This is a genomic window from Kitasatospora sp. NPDC036934, from assembly GCF_055608425.1.
Genome location: NZ_JBVJQR010000008.1, coordinates 86355 through 109340 on the forward strand (window position 1 = coordinate 86355; position 22986 = coordinate 109340).

Below are 22986 nucleotides of genomic sequence, written 5' to 3' on the forward strand. Positions count from 1 at the left end.
CGCGCGCGGGGGCACTCGTGGCGCCCCCGCGCGGGTGCTGCGGTGGGTCGGAACGGCGGCTGTGGGATCGCCCGTTGCGGGCTCCGGGCCGTCAGTCCGTGAGCTGCTGCGGTCGGTTCAGCCGTTGAAGGTGCCGGACTTCTCCACGGCCCACTTGGCGTCCTTGACGGTGTAGACCGTGAGCTGCTTGTTGGTGGTGTCGCCGAACTCGTCGAAGGAGACCTTGCCGGTGACCCCGTCGAAGGAGACCTTCTGGACCGCGTCGCGGACGGTGGCGCGGAGGTTGCTGCCGCTCGGGAGCTTGCCGTTGTTGTCCTTCACGACGTTCTTGACGGCCTGGATGATGGCCCAGGCGCTGTCGTAGGAGTAGCCGCCGTAGGTCTCGTAGGCGTCCTTGTAGCCGGCGGTCTTGTAGTCGGCGATGAACTTCTTGGCGGTGTCCAGGGACTCGACGGGCAGGCCGACGGCGGTGGCGAAGTCGCCCTGGCTCTTGGGGTTGAGCTTGATGAAGTCGGCGCTCTGGATGCCGTCGCCGCCCATCAGCGGGATGTTGACGCCGGCGTCCTTGAGCTGGAGGGAGAGCGGGCCGGCGGCCGGGTACTCGCCGCCGTAGTAGACGGCGTCGGCGCCGGAGGCCTTGACCTTGGTGACGATGGCGGAGAAGTCGCGGTCGTCCGGGTTGACGTGCTCCTCGCCGGCCAGGGTGCCGCCGAGCTTGGTGAACTCGCCCTTGAAGGTGGAGGCGAGGCCGGCGCCGTAGGTCTTCTGGTCGTCGATCAGGAAGACCTTGGTCTTCTTGGCGTCGTTGTAGAGGAACTGGGCGGCGAAGGGGCCCTGGACGGCGTCGGTGGTGGCGGTGCGGAAGTAGGACTTGAAGGGGCGCTTCTTGTCGCCGCTGGCCCACTTCTCGCCCTGGCTGAGGGCGACGCCGGTGTTGGCGGGGGAGATCTCGGTCAGGTTGGCGTCGTCGAAGATCTGCTGCATCGACTGCGCCACGCTGGAGTTGAGCGGGCCGACGACGCCGAGCACCTTGGCGTCGCTGACCAGCTGGGTGGCGTTCTGCTGGCCGGGGGCGGGCTTGGCGGTGTCGTCCAGGGCCTTGACCTCGAACTTGACGCCGGGGACCTCGTTGTTGGCGTTGGCGTTCTTGACGGCGAGGTCGACGGAGTTGCGGATGCCGAGGCCGAGGGCGGAGAGGTCGCCGGTGAGCGGGGCGTCGACACCGATGACGACGGTGGTGGAGGCGTTGCTGTCCTTGCCGCCGGCGTTGTCGCCGGACTTCCCGCCGCGGGAGCCGCAGGCGGTGAGGCTGAGGGCGCCGATCACGGCAATGCTCACGACAACGGCTGAACGATGACGCACGAGGGTCCCCTTCGGTTCAGGAGGCGCCCGCGCCTGAGTGGCGGGAGCCGGGGTGCGCGGAGGGCCTGGCCCAATCCGGTGGCGCGGTGACTGGCCGTGACTCTAGGCGTCGTTGGGCGGCTCGGGCAGTGCTGCGAGCAGGCTGTGATTCTCTTGTTATGAGCACACGGAGCAATTGTCTCAGCATGTGGAAGTTTTGGCTCGACCGATCCTGAACTCCCGGGCGTTTACTTGCTGGTAGAGAGATGTAAGGGCCAGAAATGCGGGTTGCAGCTGGCATGGTCGATAATCGGACACTGCCGTCCGGTGTGCTGCTTTCGACCGTGAACGTCCGCATTTCGGACGAGGGGGGCGCGGCGAAGGGTCCCCCGGGCGCTACGGGCCGCGGAACCGCCGCTTGCTTGGATTTCCTACCTGTTACGCAGTGTTACAGACACGGGAAGAGCGCCGGGCGCACCGCCGAGCAGCGGCCGGGCATGCCGACGCCCCCTTGTCCAGACCAACGCCTGCCCAGGGCGGCGGAAGGTCAAACAAGGGGGCGGGAAAGGGATTTGATGATGTCCGGACCGCAACTGTTCGCGGGCGCAGGACTGTTGGGATCCGACCAGGGAGTTCGACGACGCGCCCTACAGGTCGCGCAGCATGCAGGTGAGGCGGCAGCTGGTGACCCGCTTGCCGGTGTCGTCGGTGATCGCGATCTCGTACGTGGCGGCCGTGCGGCCCTTGAACACCGCCGTCGCCACCCCGGTGACCAGGCCGGAGGTGGCCGAGCGGTGGTGGGTGGCGTTGAGGTCCACGCCCACCGCGTACCGGCCCGGACCGGCGTGCAGCATCGCGCCGATCGAGCCGAGCGTCTCGGCCAGCGCGGCCGACGCGCCGCCGTGCAGCAGTCCGTACGGCTGCTGGTTGCCGTCGACCGGCATGGTGCCGACCACGCGGTCGCCGGAGGCCTCGACGATCCGGATGCCGAGCTTCTCGCCGAGGTGGCCGCCGGAGAAGGTCTCCGGGTCGACCCCGAGCCTGGCGAAGTGGTCCAGCACGTCCTGCGGGACCTTGAGGACGGAGGCGTTGCCGGGAGCGCTCTCGGGGGCGTTGCCGGGGGCCGCGTCGGTCATGGGGGAGCTCCTGCCGTTCGGGGTTCGCGTGGTCGTGCTGCCTGAGATCGTACGACCGTCCTACTCGCTGGTAGCGGGCCCGGCCGGACCGGCGCGGCGCCCCTTTTGTCGGTGCCGGGCCATAGGATCGGGGGCCGGTAGTGGAATCGGCAGGAACGGACGTTGACGTGGCTACGCAGAGTACGGACAAGGGCGCGACGGGTGGCGGCGGGGCCGGCCCGCGGCCCCGGCTGATGCTGCTCGACGGGCACTCGATGGCCTACCGGGCCTTCTACGCCCTGCCCGTGGAGAACTTCAACACCTCCACCGGCCAGCCCACCAACGCGGTCTACGGCTTCGCGTCGATGCTCGCCAACACCGTCCGGGACGAACAGCCCACCCACCTCGCCGTCGCCTTCGACCTCTCCCGGCAGACCTTCCGCTCCGCCGAGTTCCCCGACTACAAGGCCAACCGGGCCAAGACGCCGGACGAGTTCAAGAGCCAGATCGGCCTGATCGGCGAACTGCTCGACGCCATGAACATCCCGCGGATGACGGTCGAGGGCTTCGAGGCCGACGACATCATCGCCACCCTGGCCACCGCCGCCGAGGCGGCCGGCTACGACGTCGACATCGTCACCGGCGACCGCGACTCGCTCCAGCTGGTCACCGACCACGTCACCGTGCTCTACCCGACCAAGGGCGTCTCCGAACTCACCCGCTTCACCCCGGAGAAGGTCACCGAGAAGTACGGCGTCACCCCCCGCCAGTACCCCGACCTCGCGGCCCTGCGCGGGGACCCGTCCGACAACCTGCCCGGCATCCCCGGCGTCGGCGAGAAGACCGCCGCCAAGTGGGTCAACCAGTTCGGCTCCTTCGACGAACTCGTCGCCCGCGCCGACGAGGTGAAGGGCAAGATCGGCGAGAAGCTGCGCGACAACCTCGACTCGGTCAAGCGCAACCGGGTGCTCACCGAGCTGGTCCGCGACGTCGAACTCCCGCTGGGCGTCCCCGACCTGGCCCGGCAGCCCTTCGACAGGGCCGCCGTCGGCACCCTGATGGAGTCGCTGGAGTTCCGCAACGCCAACTTCCGCGACCGGGTGTTCGGGGTCGACCCGTCCGCCGGCGAGGAGGAGGCCGCCGAACTCGCCCCCGGCGTCGAGGTCGACGGCGAACTGCTCACCGATCCGGGCACGCTGGCCGCCTGGCTGCGCGAGCACGCCTCCGACGGCAAGGCGCCGGTCGCGCTGGCCGCCGTCTACCAGTGGGCCCTCGGCGCCGGCGAGGTGACCGAAGTCGCCCTCGCCGTAGGCGAGTCGGCTGCCTGGTTCGACCCGGCGCAGCTCGCCGAGGAGGACGAGCGTGCCTTCGCCGGCTGGCTCGCCGACCCGGCCGCCCCCAAGGCCCTGCACATCGCCAAGCAGGTCATGCGTGCCTTCGCCGAGCGCGGCTGGACCATCGCCGGCGTCGCCGCCGACACCGCGCTCGCCGCCTACCTGGAGAAGCCCGGCCGCCGCACCTTCACCCTGGAGGTGCTCGCCGAGGAGTACCTGGCCCGCTCCCTCACCCCCGCCCCGGCGTCCGAGAGCGGCCAACTCGCCTTCGACGCCCCCGAGGAGGACCCGACCGCGCACGCCCAGGCGCTGATGCTCCAGGCCCGCGCCGTCCTCGACCTCGCCGCGCTCTTCGACACCCGCCTCGCTGAGGTCGGCGCCGCCGGACTGCTGCACGACATGGAACTGCCCATCGCCGCGCTGCTCGCCCGGATGGAGCGCTACGGCATCGCCGCCGACCGCGACTGGCTCACCCGGCTCGAAGCCCAGTTCGCCGCCGAGATCCAGCGCTGCGTCGAGGAGGCCCACGCCGCCGCCGGGCGCGAGTTCAACCTCGGCTCGCCCAAGCAGCTGCAGGAGATCCTCTTCGGCGAACTCGCCCTGCCCAAGACCAAGAAGATCAAGACCGGCTACACCACCGACGCCGACGCCCTCACCTGGCTCGCCACCCAGACCGACAACGAGCTGCCGGTCATCCTGCTGCGCCACCGCGACCAGGCCAAGCTGCGCACCACCGTCGAGGGCCTGCTCAAGACGGTCTCGCCGCAGGGCCGGATCCACACCACCTTCAACCAGATGGTCGCCGCCACCGGTCGGCTCTCCTCCCAGGACCCGAACCTGCAGAACATCCCGGTCCGGACGGAGGAGGGCCGGGCCATCCGCCGCGCCTTCGTCGTCGGCACCGGCTACGAGTCGCTGCTCACCGCCGACTACTCGCAGATCGAACTGCGGATCATGGCGCACCTGTCCGAGGACGAGGCCCTGATCGAGGCCTTCGCCTCCGGCGAGGACCTCCACACCACCGTCGCCTCCCAGGTCTTCGAGGTCCCCGGCGGCTCGGTGGACGCGGAGATGCGGCGCAAGATCAAGGCGATGTCCTACGGCCTCGCGTACGGGCTCTCGGCGTACGGGCTCTCGCAGCAGCTCAACATCAAGCCCGCCGAGGCCCAGGGCCTGATGGACACCTACTTCGAGCGCTTCGGCGGCGTGCGGGACTACCTGCACCGGGTCGTCGAGGAGGCCCGCGCCACCGGCTACACCGAGACCCTGCTCGGCCGCCGCCGGTACCTGCCGGACCTCAACAGCGACAACCGCCAGCGCCGCGAGATGGCCGAGCGGATGGCCCTCAACGCCCCGATCCAGGGCTCGGCCGCCGACATCGTCAAGATCGCCATGCTTCGGGTGGACGACGCGCTGCGCGAGGCCGGGCTCGGCTCCCGGATGCTGCTCCAGGTGCACGACGAAATCGTGTTGGAGCTGGCCCCGGGCGAGCGCGAGCCGGTCGAGGCGATCGTCCGCGAGCAGATGGCCGGCGCCTACCCGCTGCGCGCCCCGCTGGACGTCTCCGTGGGCGTCGGGGCGAACTGGGAGGCCGCCGCACACTGACGCGGTGATCACTGCCGCGGTGGTCACTGACGCGGTGATCTTCGGGCGGGCCCGGGCACGAGGAGTGTCCGGGCCCGCCGCTACGATCTGGCAGTCCGTCGCGCAGGGGTGCGGTGCGGAGTGGAGCAGGGGGAGTGGCGATGGGTGGAGCGGTGGCGCCGGAAGCGGGTACGGCGGAGCAGCGGGGGTTCCTGCGGGCCCGGGTGGTGGGTCCGGCGGCGCTGGCGGCGGTGCTGGTGGTCGGGGGGTCGGTGTGGGCGCTGTCGGGCGGTGGCGGGGCGGCGGGGCCGGCTGCGGTGGTTACGCCCGGTGCAGCGGTGAGCCCGACGGCTACGGCCACTGCGATGCCGACTGCGACGCCGACTGCGGCTGTGATGCCGACAACGGCGCCGACCGCGACGCCGGAGCCGGTGCAGGCGCCGGCCTCCCCGGAGGCGGACGAGCCGGAGACCAGCGCTCCGGCCGCGCCCCCGAAGCCGGCTGCGAAGGCTGCGAAGGGCACCGCAGTTCCTCCCACCAAGCCGCAGGGCAGCGCTGCAGCCGCGAGGCCCAAGGCGGAGTCCGGGATCGAGCCGCAGAACGAGCCGCCGGTGGCGTGTACCGACTGTGCGACCAAGCGGCAGGGGCCGGACCCGGATGCGGCCTGCATCCACGACGCGGCCGGCAGGGTTCTGACCTGCAGCCCCGTTCAGGCCGGCATCCCGATCCTGCGCCCGGGGCAGTCGATGGGTACCCCCACGCCGCCCTCGCAGACGCACTGACGGCGCGACCGACCGGGCGGCCGCACAGGAAGTCGGCGGAGTCGACTACCTGTGCGGCCGGGGTCGGCGGTACCGCTCAGTTCCAGTGGCCTGCGGCGGCGGCCTCGGTGACGAAGGACTCGAAGGAGCGGGCCGGCCGGCCGAGGGCCCGTTCCACGCCGTCGGTGACGCCCGCGACCCGGCCGTCGCGGATGTGCAGCAGCAGGCCGGTGAGGAAGGCGGCGACGTCCGGGGGCGTGCCGTCGGCGACCAGGCCGGCCGTGAAGGCGTCCGGGTCGACGTCGAGGTGGCGGACCGGCCGGCCGGTGGCTGCGGTGATCAGGTCGGCCGCCTCGCCGAGGCTGAGCGCCCGTGGGCCGGTCAGCTGGTACGTCCGGCCGCTGTGGCGCTCGTCGGTGAGTGCCACAGCGGCGACCTCGGCGATGTCCTCGGCGTCGATGAAGGGCGTGCGCCCGTCGCCGGTGGGCATCGCGAGGGTGCCGGAGAGGACGCCGGAGAGCCAGAAGGACTCGGTGAAGTTCTGGGCGAACCAGCCGGGTTGCAGGACGGTCCAGTCGACGCCGCTCTCGCGCACGGCCCGTTCGGCGGCCTTGAGCGGGTGGACGTCGTCGGCCTCGTCGACGCCGTGGGCGGAGAGCAGCACCAGCCGTCGTACGCCGGCCGCGACCGCCTCGGTGACCAGCTGCGGGATGCGGGCCCGCGGGTCCCGGCCGGGCCTCGGCTCGGGCTCCAGGAGGTAGGCGGCGGTGACGCCGTCGAGCGCGGGCGCCCAGGTCACGGGGTCGGCCAGGTCGAAGCGGACGTCGCCACCGGTGCGGGAGGCCGTACGGACCGGCCGGCCCTGGGCCGTCAGGCGGCGGGCGATGCGGCGGCCGGTGGTGCCGGTGCCGCCGAGGATGAGGATGTTCGTCATGCCATCCAGACAACTCCGGTGCGGGCAGACGATCCATGGGCGAACGTCGCCGATCCCTTTGTGATCGTCTAGCCTGGGCCGTCATGGACGTCCTGAGCGATCTGCTGCACCGGGCCCGTGCCAGGAACGCGCGGATCCGGCAGTTGATCCAGCGGCCGCCGTGGTCGATGACCTTCGCCGACGCCCCTCCGCTCACGGTCGTGGCCGCCCTCGGCGGGCAGGCGTCGGTCCGGCTCGAGGACGTGCCGGGGGTCGCGCCGGTGCGATTGGCGGCCGGGGACATCGCGCTGGTCAGCGGCACCGGCCGGTACACCATCGCCGACGCCCCGGACACCCCGCCGCAGGTGGTGATCCGTGGCGGTACCAAGCACTTCGTCCACGGGCCGGGACCGGTCCAGCAGAGCCTGGCCCCCCGGACCTTCGGTGACGGGTTGCCCGGTGCCACCACCCTGCTCCGCGGCGCGTACGAGCTTCGCGGCGACGTGGGCGAGCGGCTGCTGGGCATGCTCCCGCCGCTGGCCGTGGCGCCCGCCGGGCCCCGCACCCGGGCGGCGCTGGACCTGCTCGCCGCCGAGGTTGCCCAGGAGGAGCCCGGGCAGGACGCCGTGCTCAACCGGCTGCTGGACCTCGTCCTGGTGCTGGCCCTGCGCGCCTGGTGCGCCCGACCACAGGCCGAACTCCCCTCCTGGTGCGGTGCGTTGGCGGTCCCGGCGGTCGGCGACGCGCTGCGCCTGCTGCACGAGGACCCGGCGCACCGCTGGACGGTCGCCGAACTGGCTGCCCGGGTCGGCCGGTCCCGAGCCGGATTCGCCGCACGCTTCACCGCCGCGGTCGGCGAGCCCCCGCTCACGTACCTGACCGGCTGGCGGATGGTCCTGGCGGCGGACCTGCTGCGGGACACCGAGGCGACCGTCGCCGCCGTGGCCCACGAGGTGGGGTACGCGGACGCGTTCGCGTTCAGCGTGGCGTTCAAACGGGCCCGCGGGGCCAGCCCGTCGGAGTGGCGGCGGCAACTCGGGGCCCGAGCCTCCGGGGTGGAGTCGGCCGGCTCGCTCAGGCGGACGCCGGAGCGGTCCGGAAGTCCGGGTAGCCCAGGATGATGAGCTGCTCGGCCGGGTTGGGGCCGAAGGGCACCACCTTGCCGGTGGGTTCGAAGCCGAGCCGCCGGTAGAAGGCGAACGCCCGCTGGTTGTCCTCGCGCACGCCGAGGGTCAACCACCGTACGGCGGTGTGCTCCTGGGCGTGGCGGATGACCGCCCGCATCAGGTCGGCGGCCGGGCCGGCGGGCCCGCGGTGCTGCGGGGCCACGTAGACCGAGTGGACGTGGACGTGGTCCGGGACGTCCGGGAGGGGCCCGACGCCGGCGATGCCGATCCAGTCCCCGTCGGTCGTGTCGGTCGTGTCGGTCGTGTCTGTCGCGTCGGTGGCGACGAAGGTGGCGACGAAGGTGGCGGACTCCTCGGCGGAGGCCTCGACGGCGGCCTGCCGGCGCCAGGTGTCGTCGGGGAGGGCGGCGGTGTCGGCGTAGGAGGAGCTGAAGGCGGTGGGGGCGTCGCGCAGCGCCGCCAGCCTGATCGCCCGGAGCTGCCGGTGCTCGCTGCTGTCGATCCGGCGGATGATGTAGGGCATGGGCTCTCAGACCTGCTCGAAGTGGAACGACTTGATGAAGCAGTCGCGGGGCTGACCGACGGCGAAGAGGACGCAGTCCACGAGTGACTGCGCGGTGAGGGCGTCCTCGGCCCCGCGCGGTGTGGTCTCCCACTCCTCGGTGAGCGGGTCGGGGTTGTCGAAGTCGGGCGGGTAGAGGGAGATCACCCGAACTCCCTGCGGCCGCAGGCGCTTGGAGAGGATGTCGACCAACCCCGCCTGGGCGCTCTTGGCCGCGTGGAAGGCGTCGTGCGCCTCGGACCGGTGGTGCCCGGTGGTTCCGCAGGCGGAGACCACGGTCACCACGTCCGGCTTGTCCGAGTTGAGCAGGAGGGGGAGGAAGTTCTTCACGGTCAGGACGGTGCCGATGGCGCCGGAGGCGATGGTGTCGATGACGTCGTCGTCGGCGGCGGACAGGAGGTCCGGGCCGGCGAGGTGGCGGGAGCCGTTGTTGATCAGTACGTCGACGTGGTCGGTGTGCCGGCCGACTTCGGCCGCGAAGGCGCGGATCGAGGCGGGGTCCGTCAGGTCGCAGGCGAAGGCGTGGACGCGCTGGTTCCCCCGGCCGCGGATCTCGTCCCGGACCCGCTCGGCGGCGGCGGAGGTGCGGGCGGAGAGGTGGACCTCGGCGCCGAGGTCCGCGAGCCGGATGGCCAGGGTGCGCCCGAAGTCGTGGCCGGCCGCGGTGATGACCACCCGGTGGTCGGAGAAAGTCGGGTCGAGACCCGGGCCGGATCTCAGGTCGGATCTCAGGTCGGAACTCCTGCTCGTGCGGCCGGACTTGGTGGGGCGATGCGGTGTCACATCCTCCCGGAGGGCGCCGGCCTCCCCTTCACCGGGGGAGGTGGCGGAGATCCGGCCGGTGGTGGCTGGAAGACTCGGCCCGTGACAGCGAGCATCGTGGTGCAGTACACCGAACTCCTGCGGACCAGCCCTCATGGCCTCTGGGTCCGGTTGCGCGAGCTGCTGCGGGAGCAGGGGCTCGACCCTGACGAGACCGTCGTGGTGGACCTCCTGCAGGGCGGTTACGACCACGAGGACGGCCAGGTCGTCTCCGCCGAGGGCCGGGTCTACGCCTTCACCCTCTGGTACGACCAGACGGTTGAAAGCGGCGCCCTCGATGCGCGCCTGGACAGGTGGACCGACATCACGGACTCCTGGCGGGCCGGGGCACTGGCGCGGCGGACGGAGTATGCCTTCAGCTGGAAGTCCCAGCAGTCGGCCTGAGGCTTCTGGCTGCGGCTGAGCCCCGGAACTGCCACACGGGAAGTCGGCGGGGCCGACTTCCCGTGCGAGTGGGGCGTCTTGGGTGTCTGGGGGCGGCGCGGGCCGGGTCGAACGGGGTGGCCACGAGTGCGCTGTCGGCCCGCGGGCTCAGGCGAGGGCGGCGGCGAGCAGGGCGAAGGCGGCGATGATGACGGCGACGCGGGCGTAGTGGTAGCGGTCCCAGCGGTCGGACTGTTCCTTCCAGTCCTCGGGCCGGTTCTCCGGGGTCCAGGTCTTGCTCCGGTTGTTGATCGGGACGAGCAGCAGGACCGACATGAGCACGCTGACGATCAGCAGCCCGGCGGCGGTGAGGACGAGGCCGGTGCCGTGCCGGTGCCAGCCGGCGACGGCCCAGACCGCGGCGAGGACGAGCGAGCCGATGTACCAGAACGGCATCAGGGCGCCGAGCATCCGGCCCCCGTGGGCGCGGCCGAGTTGGCCGCTGTCCTCGGGGAGCGCGTTGAAGATCCGGTTGATGATGAAGGCGACGGAGAACTCCACCCCCACCATCACTCCGACGACCACGACGGTGACGACCTTGAGTGCGTCGAGCATGATGACCCTCCGGGAATCTAGCGCTGCTAGCTGTTGAGGCAATGCTAGTCCTGCTGCCGCTTGAATGTCTAGCGGTGCTAGAATCGAGTCATGTCGGTACAGGAACGAAAGCAGCGCGAACGGGCCGAGCGGGAACGCCTCATCGTGGCGACGGCCCGCGAACTCGCCGAGCAGCAGGGCTGGGACGCGGTCACCACCCGCCGGCTCGCCGAGCGCATCGAGTACAGCCAGCCCGTCCTCTACAGCCACTTCCGCGGCAAGCGCGAGATCATCGGCGCCGTCGCCCTCGAAGGCGCCACCGAGATGGCCGCGGCACTGCGGGCCGCGACCTCCGCCGCGGACGGCCCGCGCGCCCGGGTCACCGCCCTCGCCCGCGCCTACCTCGACTTCGCCGCCCGCAATCCGGCGGTCTACGACGCACTGTTCCAGCTCGACGGCGGCCTGGCCTTCGCGCAGGAGTCCACCCCCGAGCCGCTGAAGGACGCCTTCGCCGCCCTGCTGGAAAGCCTCGGCGAGGTCGCCGGGGAGGGCGTCCACCCGGGGGTGTTCACCGAGATGTTCTGGGCCTCCCTGCACGGACTGGCCACCCTGACCCGGGCGGGACGGCTCCCGCCGGAGTACGCCGAGCAGCGGGTGGGGCTGCTGGTGGACCGGCTCGCCGTGGTCTGACGCGCACCGCCCCGGGGCGGCCGTACGCGGTGCCGCACGGGAAGCCGGCCTGCCCGACTTCCTGTGCGGCACCATGGCGCCGCGCCGCGCGCGCCTACCGGGCCCCGGCCCCCGGCCCGAGGGAGAGCATCGCCCCGGCGACCTCGCCGACCGCCGCGGCGGGGATCGTGGTGGCGGCCCCGTCGAGGACCAACAGCCGCGCCCCGGGGACCTCGCGCGCGATGGCCTCGGCGTTGCCGACCGGGAAGAACCGGTCGTGGCGGCCGTGGACGACGAGCGTGGGGACGTCGATCCCGGGCAGGCGCTCGCGCCAGCGGGGCCGGCAGTCCAACCGGGAGAACACCAGGCCCAGCTGGTTGGCCAGCTGGACCGGCGGCGCGACACCGGGCGTACGGTCCCAGATGCGCGCGGCCAGTGCGCGCGCGGCGGCCGGGTCGTCGCCGCGGATCTCCGCGCCGGCCGCGGCGAACTCCATGACCGCTCCGCGGTCGCCCCAGTCGGGCATCGGGCGCGCGAACAGCCGGTCCATCGTCGCCCGGTCGTGGTCGGGGAGGTCGTCGTCGGGCGGGCCGGGGGCGACCGGGCGGGTGCCGACCAGGGTGAGGGCCGAGAACGAGCCCGGACGGTCGAGCACGGCCACCTGGGCGACCATCCCACCGACGCCGGTCCCCGCCAGGTGCGCGGGCCCCCCACCGAGCGCGTCGACCAGGGCCGCCGCGTCGGCGGCGAGGTCGCGCAGGGTGTAGTCGGGCGCCTCCGGGTCCTTCGTCGTCGACTCCCCGCTGTCGCGCAGGTCGTAGCGCACCACCCGGCGCCCGCCGGCGGCGAGGTGCTCGCACAGCGCGTCGGGCCAGGAGAGCATCGTCGGCCCGCCCACGAGCAGGACGAGCGGCGCGTCGTCGGCACCGAACGACTCGACGCCGAGGGCGACCCCGTTGGCGTGGACGGTGGTCATCGGATCACCGGGCGCCGTCGGACCCGAGACCGCGGTCGGGCAGGCTCATGTCGCCCGTCCTGGGCGTGCCCTCGGCGAGCCCGTACCGCAGGTACACGGTGCCCTGCGGACCGGCCACCGGCGGCGCGAGGAGCGTGAGGTTCGAGGGCACCGCGCCGTCGTCGAAGACCTTCTTCCCGACACCGAGCACGATCGGGTGCACCCAGAGGTCGAGCCGGTCGAAGAGCTTCTCCCGCAGCAGCGACTGCACCAGGTTCAGGCTCCCCACGACCCTCACCTGCTCGTGCCGCTCGCGCAGCTCGCGCACCGCGCCGGCGAGGTCCGGGCCGAGCTGGGTGGAGCCGGCCCACGGAAGGTCGGGCGTGCCGTGGGAGGCCACGTACTTCGGGACGCGGTTGAAGAGCTCGGCGATCTCGCCCTCCTTCTGCTGCGGCCAGTAGGAGGCGAAGAGGTCGTATGTGCGCCGGCCGAGCAGCAGCGCGTCCGTGCCCTCGTACGCGGCGAGGATCTGCGCCCCCGTGACCTCGTTCAGCAGGGGCGCCTGCCAGCCGCCGAACGGGAACCCCTCAGGGTCCTCGTCGGGGCCGCCGGGCGCCTGCCCGACGAGGTCGAGGGTCGCGAACAGTTCGATCTGGATGAGGCCCATGTCTGTGCTCCCGATGCGTCGGTCGTCCGGTCGTGTTCCGGGTGTTCCGGGTGTTCCGGTCGAGATGTAGACCGGTCGGGGTCGGAAAACTCATCGCCACGCCGACATCCGGTTTTCGGGGGGCTGCCGCCGGGCGGTTGCGGATCGACCCGTCGAGCCGGTCCTGGATCCCTGGAAGCCGGAAGGGGTCGCCCTCTTTCCTCGCGGTACGGTGCTGCCATGCCTCGATCAGTCGAAACGGGATCAGTGTTGTCTCCCGTCACCGCGGACGACGTCGACCTTGCCGTGCGGCTCGCGGTGGGCATGCTTCCGGACGCACCCGCAGAAGGGTGGACCGGCAAGGCCGGTTCGCTGGACTGGGACTGCTGGGAGACCGTCGAGCATCTCGCCAACGACCTGTTGTACTACGCCGTGCAGCTGGGACCGCAGAGCCCGCCGCTGGACACCCATGTGCCGTTCGCGTTGCACCGGAAGAGGCCGGACGGACCCGCGTACTTCCTCTTCGCGGAGCGTGATGCGGGTCCGGCCGGCCTGGTGCAGGTGCTGGAGGCGTGCGGCGCGCTGCTGGTCGCCATGGTGCGTACGACGCCGCCCCGGGTCCGCGCCCACCACGCCGCCGGGGTGTCGGATCCTGAAGGCTTTGCGGCGATGGGGGTGGTGGAGACGCTGGTACACACGCACGATGTGGCGGAAGGCTTCGGGCTTGCCTGGACCCCGCCCGCCGCTCTCTGCTCGCGGGTGCTCGCCCGTCTGTTTCCTGAGGCTCCCGGCGGCGCGGATCCCTGGCTCACCCTGTTGTGGGCCACTGGCCGCGCCGAACTGCCGGGGCACCCTCGTCTCACCACGTGGCGCTGGCACAGCGCACCGCGGTCATAGGACGGGATCGCAGTCGCAGTCGGGCATCCGCGAGCCGGCCCCACCAAGATCAGGCAATCCGCACCAGAAGCGGTAGCCGGGCTGGTGCCGCACAGGAAGTCGGTGAGGTCGACTTCCTGTGCGCCGAGTGGTTGTGATCCTCGCGGTGGTGACGGTCAGGGGGCCGCTGCCCGACCCCGGAAGGCCGCCCGAACGAGCATCCGCCTCAACGGGGTTGAGGCGGTGTGTGCGGAGCCGCGGTGACACGGGGCGGCCCTGCCGCCGGTTCGAGCAGCGACAGTGTCCGCTGTCGCGCATCGAGCGCTACACGGATGCCGACCGGCATCGGCAGGTTCGGGCCGGCGTGGCCGAACTCGACGTTGCCCAGGACCGGGATGTCACGGTCCCCGAGGACGTCGAGGACGATCTCGGGGAGGGTGGGGGATGCTCCGGGGTCCAGTCCGCCGATCTCGCGGGGCACGCCCACGACCATGCCGGAGATCCGGTCGAGGATGCCGCAGTGCCGCAGCACCTGCAGATAGCTCCACACGTGCGACGCCTGGCCGCCCATCTCCTCCCAGAACAGCACCGCACCGTCGAACCGTTCGAGCGGCAGCCCGAAGGGCGTCGCCTGCGCCAGCACGATGCGGTTGATCACCCCGCCGATCAGCGGGCCCTCGGCACGACCGGGGCGCCAGCACTCCCAGGACGGGGTGGTGGGCAGCGCGCCGATCGCCTCGGTACCGGTCAGCAACGCGGAGTAGAGCTGTTCGAGTTCGGTTCGGCGGGCCACGGGCGCGGCCTGCCAGTGTCCGCCGAAACCGGGGACGGCCATGTCGGCGTGGAACCCGACCAGGCCCGTGCGCGCGTAGAGCACCAGATGCAGCAGTGAGATGTCGCTGTAGCCGAGGATCGGCTTGGGGTCGGCCCTGATCGCCTCGATGTCGATGAGGTCGAGGTAGCCGATCGCCGTCTGGCCGCCGTCACTCGCGACGATCGCGCGCACCTCGGGATCACGCAGAAGATCATTGAGCTCCCCGGCGATCTCCGCAGGCGTGGCCGCGCTCCACCAGTGGCGGCGCCCTGCTTCGAGCAGCGGGGCCCGCCGCACGCGGAAGCCCATCCGCTGAAGCACCGTCACCGTCTCTTCCACGTTGGGCTCGTAAGCGGCCGGCAGTGGACCGGACAGCGATGCGATGACGACGAGATCGCCGGGCCTCAGGGCACGCGGCCGGAGTGGTCGAGGTGCTGCGGAATCGGTCATGGCGTCAGTGTCGCCGGTGCCCTCGGGCGGGTCACGCGGGTTTCGCCACCCCGAAACCTGTTGCTCAGGGGCGGGGGGTGAGGGTGGCTGCCCGGGTGCGGCAGTGGGTGAGGGCGGGCTTGAGGCGGGGACCGCATCGAGGTGGCCCCCGGATTCCCCGGCCTCGTCCCCGTGCGTGACTCCCAGGACCCGCACGGCCCGGTCCTCGTCTTCCCGGCCTCGGCCTGGACGTCCTTCCTCTCCTCCGTCCAGGCCGGTGGCTTCCGGAGTAGCTATTTCCGGGAGTTGAGGCGACGGGTCGGCTCTGCCGTCGTCGGGTCCTCGGGCCAGGGGTGGCGCGGGTAGCGACCTCTCAACTCGGCACGCACGGCTCGGTAGCCGTCGCGCCAGAAGCTCTCCAGGTCGCCGGTGACGGCGGCGGGGCGGCCTGCGGGCGACAGTAGGTGGATGGTGAGCGGGACGCGGCCGCCGGCCAGCGCGGGGGCCGCCGTCCAGCCGAAGAGTTCCTGCAACTTCACCGCCAGCACCGGGCGTTCACTCGCGTAGTCGACTCGTATCTTCGAGCCGGACGGCACGGTGATGCGCTCGGGGGCGAGTTCGTCCAGTCTGCCCGCCTCGCCGGTGGCCCACGGCAGCAGGCGTTGCAGCGCCGACGTGGTGTCGATCCTCGCCAGGTCGGCGCGGCGGCGGGCGCGGGACAACTCGGGCTCCAGCCACTCCTCGGCGCGCTCCAGCAACGCTTCGTCGCGGACGTCGGGCCAAGGCTCGCCGATCGCGCCGTGGAGGAACGCGAGCCGTTCGCGCAGGCCCGAGGGGAACGTCAGCAACGTACTGACGCCTTCGCGGGCGAGGCCCTCCAGCAGCGCGCCCCGGACCAGCGCCGGGTCGGGGCGGTTGAGGGGCTTCTCGGCGAGTTCGATGGCGCCGAGGGACTCCACCCGGCGGGTGGTGACCTCGTCGCGGCGGGTGTCCCAGTGGACTTCCTCGCGGGCGGCGAGAAGGGGTGCTCCCGCGAGCCGGGCGGTGGACTCGTCCAGCGCGGCAGCGGCAAGGATCCGCGCCGAGTGCGACCCCGCCGGGCGGTCGGCGACCGCGACGGCGAGCCAGGGCAGGGCGCCGAGCCGGGTGTCCGGGGCGAGTTCGGCGGCCGTGCCGGAGGACATCAGGTACGGGCTGCGTTCCCCGGGGGCGGGCCGCTCCACCCTCGCCCGGGCGATGCGCTCGGGGAAGGCGAGGGCGACGACCAGCCCGGCGGCCGTGGCGTCGGACAGCTGGGTGGCGGGTTCGTCGGAGGTGCCGCGCCGCAACCGGCGGACTTCGTCGCGCCAGCGCCCCGCGTACGGATCCCGGGAGTCCTTCACCGTCCGCCAGACCGCACCGAGGTCGTCCCCGAGGGCGCGCGGCGGCTCTTCGGAGAGCAGCGCGACGACCTCGGCCGCTCGCCGCGCCCCGACCGCCGCCGCGCCGTCGACCAGGGCCCGGCCCAGTCGGGGGTGCAGCCCGGTGCGGGCGAGCCGGACCCCGCGCGGCGTCGCCCGACCGCCCGCATCCACCGCACCCAGCGCCTGGAGCGTCTGCCGGGCGGCGGCCATCGCCCCCGAGGGCGGGGCGTCGGGCAGGGCGAGCCCGGTGGCGTCCGGATCGCCCCAGCAGGCTGCCTGGAGGGCGAACGAGGTCAGGTCCGCGAGCGCGATCTCGGGCGTCGGGAACCGGGCCGCGCGCGCGTCCTCGGCCTCGTGCCAGCAGCGGTACACCGTGCCGGGGGCCTCGCGCCCGGCACGTCCCGCGCGCTGCCGGGCGGCGGCGAGCGAGGCCCGTACGGTGACCAGCCCGGCCAGGCCCCGGGCGTGGTCGGTGCGCGGCTCGCGGGCGAGCCCGGCGTCGACCACGATCCGCACGCCGGGCACGGTGAGGGAGGACTCGGCGACGGCGCTGGAGAGGACCACCCGCCGCGCCGTGGACGGAGTGAGGGCGGCGTCCTGCACCGTCTGCGGAGCGCGCCCGTGCAGTTGCAGCACCTCGGCGCCGACTCCCGCCAACTGCCCCGCCACGCGGGAGATCTCGCCGACGCCGGGCAGGAAGCAGAGCACGTCCCCGTCCCGCTCGCCCAGCGCCCGCCGGATGACGGAAGCGACGTGGTCGAGCAGCGCCGGGTCGACCCGCGTCCCGTGCGCGGGCCGGACGGCGCGCGGCGGCGGCGCCCAGACCACGTCCACCGGGTGGGACGTCCCGTGCGCCTCCACCACCGGTGCGCCGCCGAGCAGTTCGGCCCAGGCCGCGGTGTCGGAGGTGGCCGAGGCGCAGACCAGCCGCAGTTCCGGCCGCAGCGCCGCCCGGACGTCCAGCAGGAAGGCGAGGGCGGTGTCGGCGTCCAGGTGCCGTTCGTGGCACTCGTCCAGGACGACCACGTCGACGCCGGGCAACTCCTGGTCGCGCTGGAGCCGTTGCAGCAACACCCCGGTGGTGACCACCTCGACGACGGTCTGCGGCCCGACGTGACGCTCCCCGCGAACGGTGTACCCGACCTCGCGGCCCACCGACGAGCCGAGCAGCCAGGTCATCCGCCGGGCGGCGGCCCGGACGGCGAGCCGCCGGGGCTCGGCGACCAGCACCCGCCGTACCGGCCGGCCGTCAGCGAGCAGCCCGGCGAGCGCGAGCGGCACCAGCGTCGTCTTGCCGGTCCCGGGCGGGGCGGCCAGGACGGCCGTGCCGACCCCGTCCAGGGCCTCGCGCAGCGCGGGCAGGGCGGTGCGGACGGGCAGTTCGCGCCACGACGGGTGCAAGGCGTCAGCCCCGCTCGGCGACGAAGATCGCGGTGCCGGGGATCAGCCGACCGCGCAGCGGGGACCAGCCGCCCCACTCCTGCTCCAGCCCGGCCGGCCACTCGGGCTCGACCAGGTCGACCAACCGGAAGCCGGCGGCGACGAGTTCGCGGACCCGGTCGCCCACGGTGCGGTGGTGCTCGACGTAGGTGGCGTGGCCGTTCTCGTCCTGCTCGACGTACGGGGTGCGGTCGAAGTACGAGGACATCGCGGTGAGGCCCTCGACGCCGGGCTCGTCGGGGAAGGCCCAGCGGATCGGGTGGGTGACCGAGAACACCCAGCGCCCGCCCGGCCGCAGCACCCGGTGCACCTCGCGCATCAGCCGCTCGGTGTCGGCGCTGAACGGGACGGCGCCGTAGGCGGAGCAGGCGAGGTCGAAGGAGCCGTCGGCGAAGGGCAGGACGGCGGCGTCGGCCTGGACCACCGCGACGGGTTCGACGCCCCGGCCGAGGTCGATCCGGCGGGAGTGCTGGAGCTGGCGGTAGGAGATGTCCAGGGCGACCGGGCGGGCGCCCTGGGCGGCGAGCCAGCGGGAGCACTGGGCGGCGCCGGCGCCGATCTCCAGCACGTCCTTGCCCGCGACCTCGCCGAGGAGGTGGGCGTCGGCCTCGTCCAGGCCCTCGGGGCACCAGGTGAAGCGGTCGTCGCCGAGGAACTCGCCGTGCTCGTCCTGGTACTCGTCCGCGTTGCGGTCCCACCAGTGCCGGCTGGCCCGGCTGCTCTCCCCGACGCCGGCCTCGCGCCGTACCGCGTCGTCGCCGTCCTCCTCGGACTCCTCGACCTCCTCGGACTCACCGGTCCCCGCCGGGGAGGTGTCAAGATCGTGAAGGGAGGACTGGGGGGTGGTGGCCACGGTGACAATGCCCATCGCGTAGGGTATGGAACTGCGGAAGCGCCGCTGCCGCGAACCGACTCGTTCAGGGTCGGGTCCTGGCGGTGGCATCCGGGGAGAAGGGCCCCTGCGAGCGCCACCGCGAGGTGCGCAATCGGAGGATATGGCCTGATCCGTACCGGGCTCCACCGTCTTGCCTCTTCTGGCGTTGACCGTGCCTGGCCGTCCCCGTATGCTACAAGTTGCGCTGCGGGCCTGCGCGCCTCGGACGGAGCAGGTCGCGCTCGCATCTGTCGAAGACCCCACGGTCGCAAGACGGACGCCGGATTCCTCGTTTTCGACGGGATCCCGGTGCGCCGTGTTCTTGGCTGTCCGGCTTTCGGTGGGAGCGATACGGGCCCTCCGCGTGGCATTACCTACGACTTCATGTCCGTACCGGAGCCCTTTTCCTAATGACGAGCCCCACCGACTCCTCCCTCAGCACCACCCCGCAGGTCGCGGTCAACGACATCGGCGACGCGGAGGCCTTCCTCGCCGCCATCGACGAGACCATCAAGTACTTCAACGATGGCGACATCGTCGAGGGCGTCATCGTGAAGGTCGACCGTGACGAGGTCCTCCTCGACATCGGTTACAAGACCGAGGGCGTCATCCCGTCCCGCGAGCTCTCGATCAAGCACGACGTTGACCCGCACGAGGTCGTCGCCGTCGGTGACAACATCGAGGCCCTGGTTCTCCAGAAGGAGGACAAGGAGGGTCGTCTCATCCTGTCCAAGAAGCGCGCTCAGTACGAGCGTGCCTGGGGCACGATCGAGAAGATCAAGGAAGAGGACGGCATCGTCACCGGTACCGTCATCGAGGTCGTCAAGGGTGGTCTCATCCTCGACATCGGCCTCCGTGGCTTCCTGCCGGCCTCGCTCGTCGAGATGCGCCGCGTCCGCGACCTCCAGCCCTACGTGGGCAAGGAGCTCGAGGCCAAGATCATCGAGCTGGACAAGAACCGCAACAACGTGGTCCTGTCCCGCCGTGCCTGGCTGGAGCAGACCCAGAGCGAGGTCCGCCAGACCTTCCTCACCACCCTCCAGAAGGGCCAGGTGCGCTCCGGCGTCGTCTCCTCGATCGTCAACTTCGGTGCCTTCGTGGACCTGGGTGGCGTCGACGGCCTCGTGCACGTCTCCGAGCTGTCCTGGAAGCACATCGACCACCCGTCCGAGGTCGTCGAGGTCGGCCAGGAGGTCACCGTCGAGGTTCTCGACGTTGACATGGACCGCGAGCGCGTCTCCCTGTCGCTGAAGGCGACCCAGGAGGACCCGTGGCAGCAGTTCGCCCGTACCCACCAGATCGGCCAGGTCGTTCCGGGTAAGGTCACCAAGCTGGTTCCGTTCGGTGCGTTCGTCCGCGTGGACGAGGGCATCGAGGGTCTGGTCCACATCTCCGAGCTGGCCGAGCGCCACGTCGAGATCCCGGAGCAGGTCGTCCAGGTCGGCGACGAGATCTTCGTCAAGGTCATCGACATCGACCTCGAGCGTCGCCGCATCAGCCTGTCGCTGAAGCAGGCCAACGAGGCCCTGGGTGCCAACCCGGCCGAGGTCGAGTTCGACCCGACCCTGTACGGCATGGCCGCCTCGTACGACGACCAGGGCAACTACATCTACCCGGAGGGCTTCGACCCCGAGGCGAACGACTGGCTGCCCGGCTTCGAGAAGCAGCGTGAGGAGTGGGAGCGCCAGTACGCCGAGGCGCAGTCCCGCTTCGAGCAGCACCAGGCCCAGGTCATCAAGAGCCGCGAGGCCGACGCCGAGGCCGCTGCCGAGGGTGGCGACGCCGTCGCCGCCGCTGCCGGTGGCTCCTACTCGTCCAGCAGCGACGAGGGCTCGGGCGCCCTGGCCTCCGACGAGGCCCTGGCCGCCCTGCGCGAGAAGCTGGCCGGTGGCCAGAGCTGAGGCTCTCGCCCCCCGCTAGCTGACAGCTAGGGAACGGGCTCCACCCGGATTCGTCCGGGTGGAGCCCGTTTCGTGTTTTCCGGGTCGTGTTTTCCAACCCCCGCCGACGGGCCTTCGTTTTTCGGTTTGACTTATGTGCGTTTTATGTGAAGGAAAGTGTGAGATGGGGCTCATCGCCCTGCTATAGGCCGGAGTTCGGGTTGCACCTACATTGAGTTGAACTGCCCGAAAGGCTCCTCATGGTCAACCCCACCTCCGCCGTCCCCGCCGCTCTGGTCGGCGGCCGGCTCGCCGCCGTCGGCCGGTTCTGCTTCCGCCGCCGGCGCTGGGTGCTCGGCTTCTGGGCCGTCGTCCTGGTGGTCGGGGTGCTGATCGGCGGGCGGGTCTTCGAGGGCTCGGTGGCCGGGGCTTCCTCCGCCTCCGCCGAGGCGGACCGGGGCGGCGCCGTGGTCACCGCGGCCGATCCGGTCAAGGGCACCGTGACCGCGGTGGTGGACGGCAGGCCGGTGGACGACCCGGTGGTGCGCGCCGCCGTGCAGAAGGCCACCGCCGAGATCACCGCACTGCCCGGGGTGGCCGGCGCGCAGGACGGCTACGGCGCCGGGCCCGGCCCGGCTGCGCTACGGGCCGCCGACGGGACGGCCAGCCTGATCAGCGTACGGATGGCCGACACCGCGACCTCCGCCCAGACCGACGGGGTCGTCCACCGCCTCACCGCGCTGAACGGTGCGGGCGGGGCGCAGGTGACCGTCGGCGGGGACCTCGTCCTCCAACAGGAGGTCAAGAAGCAGACCGAGCAGGACACCCGCTTCGGCGAGATGGTGACCCTGCCGCTCACCCTGGTCGTCATGGTGCTGGTCTTCGGCGGGCTCGCCGCGGCCTCCCTGCCGGTGATCGGAGCCGTCGCCTCGGTGGGCGGGGCCCTGCTGGCCATGTTCGGTTTCAGCCGGATCATGGACATCGACACCAGCGTGCTGCCGATCGCCACCGTGCTGGGGCTGGGGCTCTCGATCGACTACGCGCTGCTGATGGTGAATCGTTTCCGTGAGGAACGGGGCCACGGCGCGGACATCGCCGCCGCCGTCGAGCGCACCGCCGCGACCGCCGGGCGCACCGTCGCCTTCTCCGGACTGACCGTGGCCGTCGCGCTCGCGGGCCTGTTCGTCTTCACCAGCCCGGTGCTGGGCGCCGTCGCCGCGGCCGGGGTGAGCGTGGTGGTGATCGCGGTCGCTGCCGCCCTCACCCTGATCCCCGCGCTGCTCGGCTTCGCAGGCGGCCGGATCCGGACACCGACCGCGCCCGTCCCGGACGAGGGCTTCTTCAGCCGGACCGTCCGCCGGGTCCGCAAGCGGGCGGTGCTGGTCACGCTCGCCTGCGTGGGGCTGCTGCTGGCGGCCGGCGCCCCCTTCCTGCACGCCGAGATGCGCAGCTCCGGCGCCGCCGTGCTGCCCGCCTCCTCGGCCGGGCGGCAGGTCGCCGAGACGATCGACCAGCGGTTCCCGCAGATCGCGGCCGCGCCGATCACGGTGGTGGTCGAGGGCGGCGCGCCGGTGGCGCAGGCGTACGCGGACGAGGTGGTCGCCAAGCTGCCCGGCGTGAGCGGGGTGCAGGCGGTCACGCCGGTCGGCGACAAGGTGTCGACGGTGGACGTGCTGGTGCACGGGGACCCGCAGGGCGCCACGGCCAAGCAGGTGGTGGACGAACTGCGGGCCGACCGGGGCGGACTGAAGACCTACGTCACCGGCGGCGCGGCCTCGGTGGTGGACTTCCAGGACGAGCTGATGTCCCGCGGGCCGTGGGCGCTGGGCCTGGTCGCGGCCGGGACGCTGGTGCTGCTGTTCCTGATGACCGGCTCGGTGGTGATGCCGGTCAAGGCGCTGCTGATGAACCTGCTCTCGCTGGGCGCCTCGCTCGGCGCGCTGACCCTGGTGTTCCAGGACGGCTGGCTGAGCGGGCTGCTCGGCTTCAGTTCGACCGGCGGGCTGGAGACCTTCATCCCGGTGCTGGTCTTCGCCTTCGCCTTCGGGCTGTCGATGGACTACGAGGTGTTCCTGCTCTCCCGGATCAAGGAACTGACCGAGCGCGGGCACGGCTGCGTCCGGGCGGTGGAGCTGGGCGTCCAGCGCAGCGGTCGGATCATCACCTCGGCGGCGCTGCTGATGGTGATCGTCTTCGCGGGCTTCGCGCTCGGGGACATGCTCATGGTCAAGCAGATGGGCATCGCGCTGGCCGTGGCCGTCGCGGTGGACGCCACCCTGGTGCGATGCCTGCTGGTGCCCGCCGCGATGAGCCTGTTCGGCGAGTTCAACTGGTGGGCGCCCGCCCCGCTGCGGCGGCTGCACCGGCGGTTCGGGCTGAGCGAGCACGTCGACCTGCCGGAGCTCGGGCGGCCGGCCGTCCCGGCGCCGCGGCCGGAGCCGGTCGGGTCGGCTCAGGTGCGGTAGCGGCGGGTCGTTTCGGGCG

The 22986-nt window shown here is 72.2% G+C and carries 20 protein-coding genes; 9 read left to right on the forward strand and 11 right to left on the reverse strand.

What is annotated here, in order from left to right; all coding sequences use genetic code 11:
* Positions 1-117: 117 nt before the first annotated feature.
* Positions 118-1362, reverse strand: a complete 1245-nt coding sequence (locus tag ACZ7BZ_RS14090) for a branched-chain amino acid ABC transporter substrate-binding protein (RefSeq protein WP_380451837.1) — start codon at positions 1360-1362, stop codon at positions 118-120.
* Between the two features lie 626 nt (positions 1363-1988).
* Positions 1989-2477, reverse strand: coding sequence for a PaaI family thioesterase (locus tag ACZ7BZ_RS14095; RefSeq protein WP_470358525.1), 489 nt, complete (start codon positions 2475-2477; stop codon positions 1989-1991).
* Positions 2478-2710: 233 nt separating this feature from the next.
* Between ACZ7BZ_RS14095 and polA the strand changes: the two genes are divergently transcribed.
* Both polA and ACZ7BZ_RS14105 read left to right on the forward strand, forming a co-directional pair.
* The gene (gene polA / locus ACZ7BZ_RS14100) at positions 2711-5395 is read left to right on the forward strand and encodes a DNA polymerase I (RefSeq protein ID WP_470358769.1); all 2685 of its coding nucleotides are present in this window, start codon (positions 2711-2713) and stop codon (positions 5393-5395) included.
* A 140-nt stretch (positions 5396-5535) separates the two neighbouring features.
* Positions 5536-6156, forward strand: coding sequence for a hypothetical protein (locus tag ACZ7BZ_RS14105; protein ID WP_470358526.1), 621 nt, complete (start codon positions 5536-5538; stop codon positions 6154-6156).
* Between the two features lie 76 nt (positions 6157-6232).
* Here ACZ7BZ_RS14105 and ACZ7BZ_RS14110 read toward each other — a convergent pair whose 3' ends face one another.
* Positions 6233-7069: an NAD(P)H-binding protein gene (locus ACZ7BZ_RS14110; RefSeq protein WP_470358527.1), complete on the reverse strand. Its 837-nt coding sequence runs from the start codon at positions 7067-7069 to the stop codon at positions 6233-6235.
* 83 nt (positions 7070-7152) lie between these two features.
* Here ACZ7BZ_RS14110 and ACZ7BZ_RS14115 point away from each other — a divergent pair, with 83 nt between their 5' ends.
* A complete protein-coding gene (locus ACZ7BZ_RS14115) occupies positions 7153-8169 on the forward strand; it encodes a helix-turn-helix domain-containing protein (RefSeq protein ID WP_470358528.1) in 1017 nt (338 codons plus the stop codon).
* On the opposite strand, the gene ACZ7BZ_RS14120 is transcribed toward ACZ7BZ_RS14115, so the two are convergent.
* The gene (locus ACZ7BZ_RS14120; protein WP_470358529.1) at positions 8123-8698 is read right to left on the reverse strand and encodes a GNAT family N-acetyltransferase; all 576 of its coding nucleotides are present in this window, start codon (positions 8696-8698) and stop codon (positions 8123-8125) included. The two genes, ACZ7BZ_RS14115 and ACZ7BZ_RS14120, sit on opposite strands and share 47 nt — an antisense overlap.
* 6 nt (positions 8699-8704) lie before the next feature.
* Positions 8705-9412, reverse strand: coding sequence for an SDR family oxidoreductase (locus ACZ7BZ_RS14125; RefSeq protein ID WP_470358530.1), 708 nt, complete (start codon positions 9410-9412; stop codon positions 8705-8707).
* A gap of 189 nt (positions 9413-9601) precedes the next feature.
* On the opposite strand from ACZ7BZ_RS14125, the gene ACZ7BZ_RS14130 reads away from it, so the two are divergent.
* Positions 9602-9943, forward strand: coding sequence for a hypothetical protein (locus tag ACZ7BZ_RS14130; RefSeq protein ID WP_470358531.1), 342 nt, complete (start codon positions 9602-9604; stop codon positions 9941-9943).
* A 147-nt stretch (positions 9944-10090) separates the two neighbouring features.
* Here the strand turns inward: ACZ7BZ_RS14130 and ACZ7BZ_RS14135 are convergent, their stop codons facing one another.
* Positions 10091-10537, reverse strand: a complete 447-nt coding sequence (locus tag ACZ7BZ_RS14135) for an anthrone oxygenase family protein (RefSeq protein ID WP_470358532.1) — start codon at positions 10535-10537, stop codon at positions 10091-10093.
* A 90-nt stretch (positions 10538-10627) separates the two neighbouring features.
* Here ACZ7BZ_RS14135 and ACZ7BZ_RS14140 point away from each other — a divergent pair, with 90 nt between their 5' ends.
* Complete coding sequence (locus tag ACZ7BZ_RS14140) at positions 10628-11206, forward strand: TetR/AcrR family transcriptional regulator (RefSeq protein ID WP_470358533.1); 579 nt, start codon at positions 10628-10630, stop codon at positions 11204-11206.
* A 94-nt stretch (positions 11207-11300) separates the two neighbouring features.
* On the opposite strand, the gene ACZ7BZ_RS14145 is transcribed toward ACZ7BZ_RS14140, so the two are convergent.
* Together ACZ7BZ_RS14145 and ACZ7BZ_RS14150 are read right to left on the reverse strand one after the other, a co-directional pair.
* A complete protein-coding gene (locus ACZ7BZ_RS14145) occupies positions 11301-12161 on the reverse strand; it encodes an alpha/beta fold hydrolase (protein WP_470358534.1) in 861 nt (286 codons plus the stop codon).
* Between the two features lie 4 nt (positions 12162-12165).
* Positions 12166-12807 (reverse strand): dihydrofolate reductase family protein, encoded by a 642-nt coding sequence (locus ACZ7BZ_RS14150; protein WP_470358535.1) that lies wholly within the window; start codon positions 12805-12807, stop codon positions 12166-12168.
* A 219-nt stretch (positions 12808-13026) separates the two neighbouring features.
* On the opposite strand from ACZ7BZ_RS14150, the gene ACZ7BZ_RS14155 reads away from it, so the two are divergent.
* Entirely contained in the window at positions 13027-13683 is a 657-nt protein-coding gene (locus ACZ7BZ_RS14155; protein WP_470358536.1) for a hypothetical protein, read from the forward strand.
* Between the two features lie 205 nt (positions 13684-13888).
* Here ACZ7BZ_RS14155 and ACZ7BZ_RS14160 read toward each other — a convergent pair whose 3' ends face one another.
* Positions 13889-14926, reverse strand: coding sequence for a S66 peptidase family protein (locus ACZ7BZ_RS14160; RefSeq protein WP_470358537.1), 1038 nt, complete (start codon positions 14924-14926; stop codon positions 13889-13891).
* 135 nt (positions 14927-15061) lie between these two features.
* Here ACZ7BZ_RS14160 and ACZ7BZ_RS14165 point away from each other — a divergent pair, with 135 nt between their 5' ends.
* Complete coding sequence (locus tag ACZ7BZ_RS14165) at positions 15062-15271, forward strand: DUF397 domain-containing protein (RefSeq protein ID WP_470358770.1); 210 nt, start codon at positions 15062-15064, stop codon at positions 15269-15271.
* On the opposite strand, the gene hrpB is transcribed toward ACZ7BZ_RS14165, so the two are convergent.
* Both hrpB and ACZ7BZ_RS14175 read right to left on the reverse strand, forming a co-directional pair.
* Positions 15199-17709, reverse strand: coding sequence for an ATP-dependent helicase HrpB (gene hrpB, locus ACZ7BZ_RS14170; protein ID WP_470358538.1), 2511 nt, complete (start codon positions 17707-17709; stop codon positions 15199-15201). The two genes, ACZ7BZ_RS14165 and hrpB, sit on opposite strands and share 73 nt — an antisense overlap.
* A 4-nt stretch (positions 17710-17713) precedes the next feature.
* Positions 17714-18616 (reverse strand): class I SAM-dependent methyltransferase, encoded by a 903-nt coding sequence (locus tag ACZ7BZ_RS14175; RefSeq protein ID WP_470358539.1) that lies wholly within the window; start codon positions 18614-18616, stop codon positions 17714-17716.
* A 416-nt stretch (positions 18617-19032) separates the two neighbouring features.
* On the opposite strand from ACZ7BZ_RS14175, the gene rpsA reads away from it, so the two are divergent.
* Complete coding sequence (gene rpsA, locus ACZ7BZ_RS14180) at positions 19033-20523, forward strand: 30S ribosomal protein S1 (RefSeq protein ID WP_153460312.1); 1491 nt, start codon at positions 19033-19035, stop codon at positions 20521-20523.
* A gap of 239 nt (positions 20524-20762) precedes the next feature.
* Positions 20763-22967: an MMPL family transporter gene (locus tag ACZ7BZ_RS14185; protein WP_470358540.1), complete on the forward strand. Its 2205-nt coding sequence runs from the start codon at positions 20763-20765 to the stop codon at positions 22965-22967.
* Positions 22968-22986 lie beyond the last annotated feature (19 nt).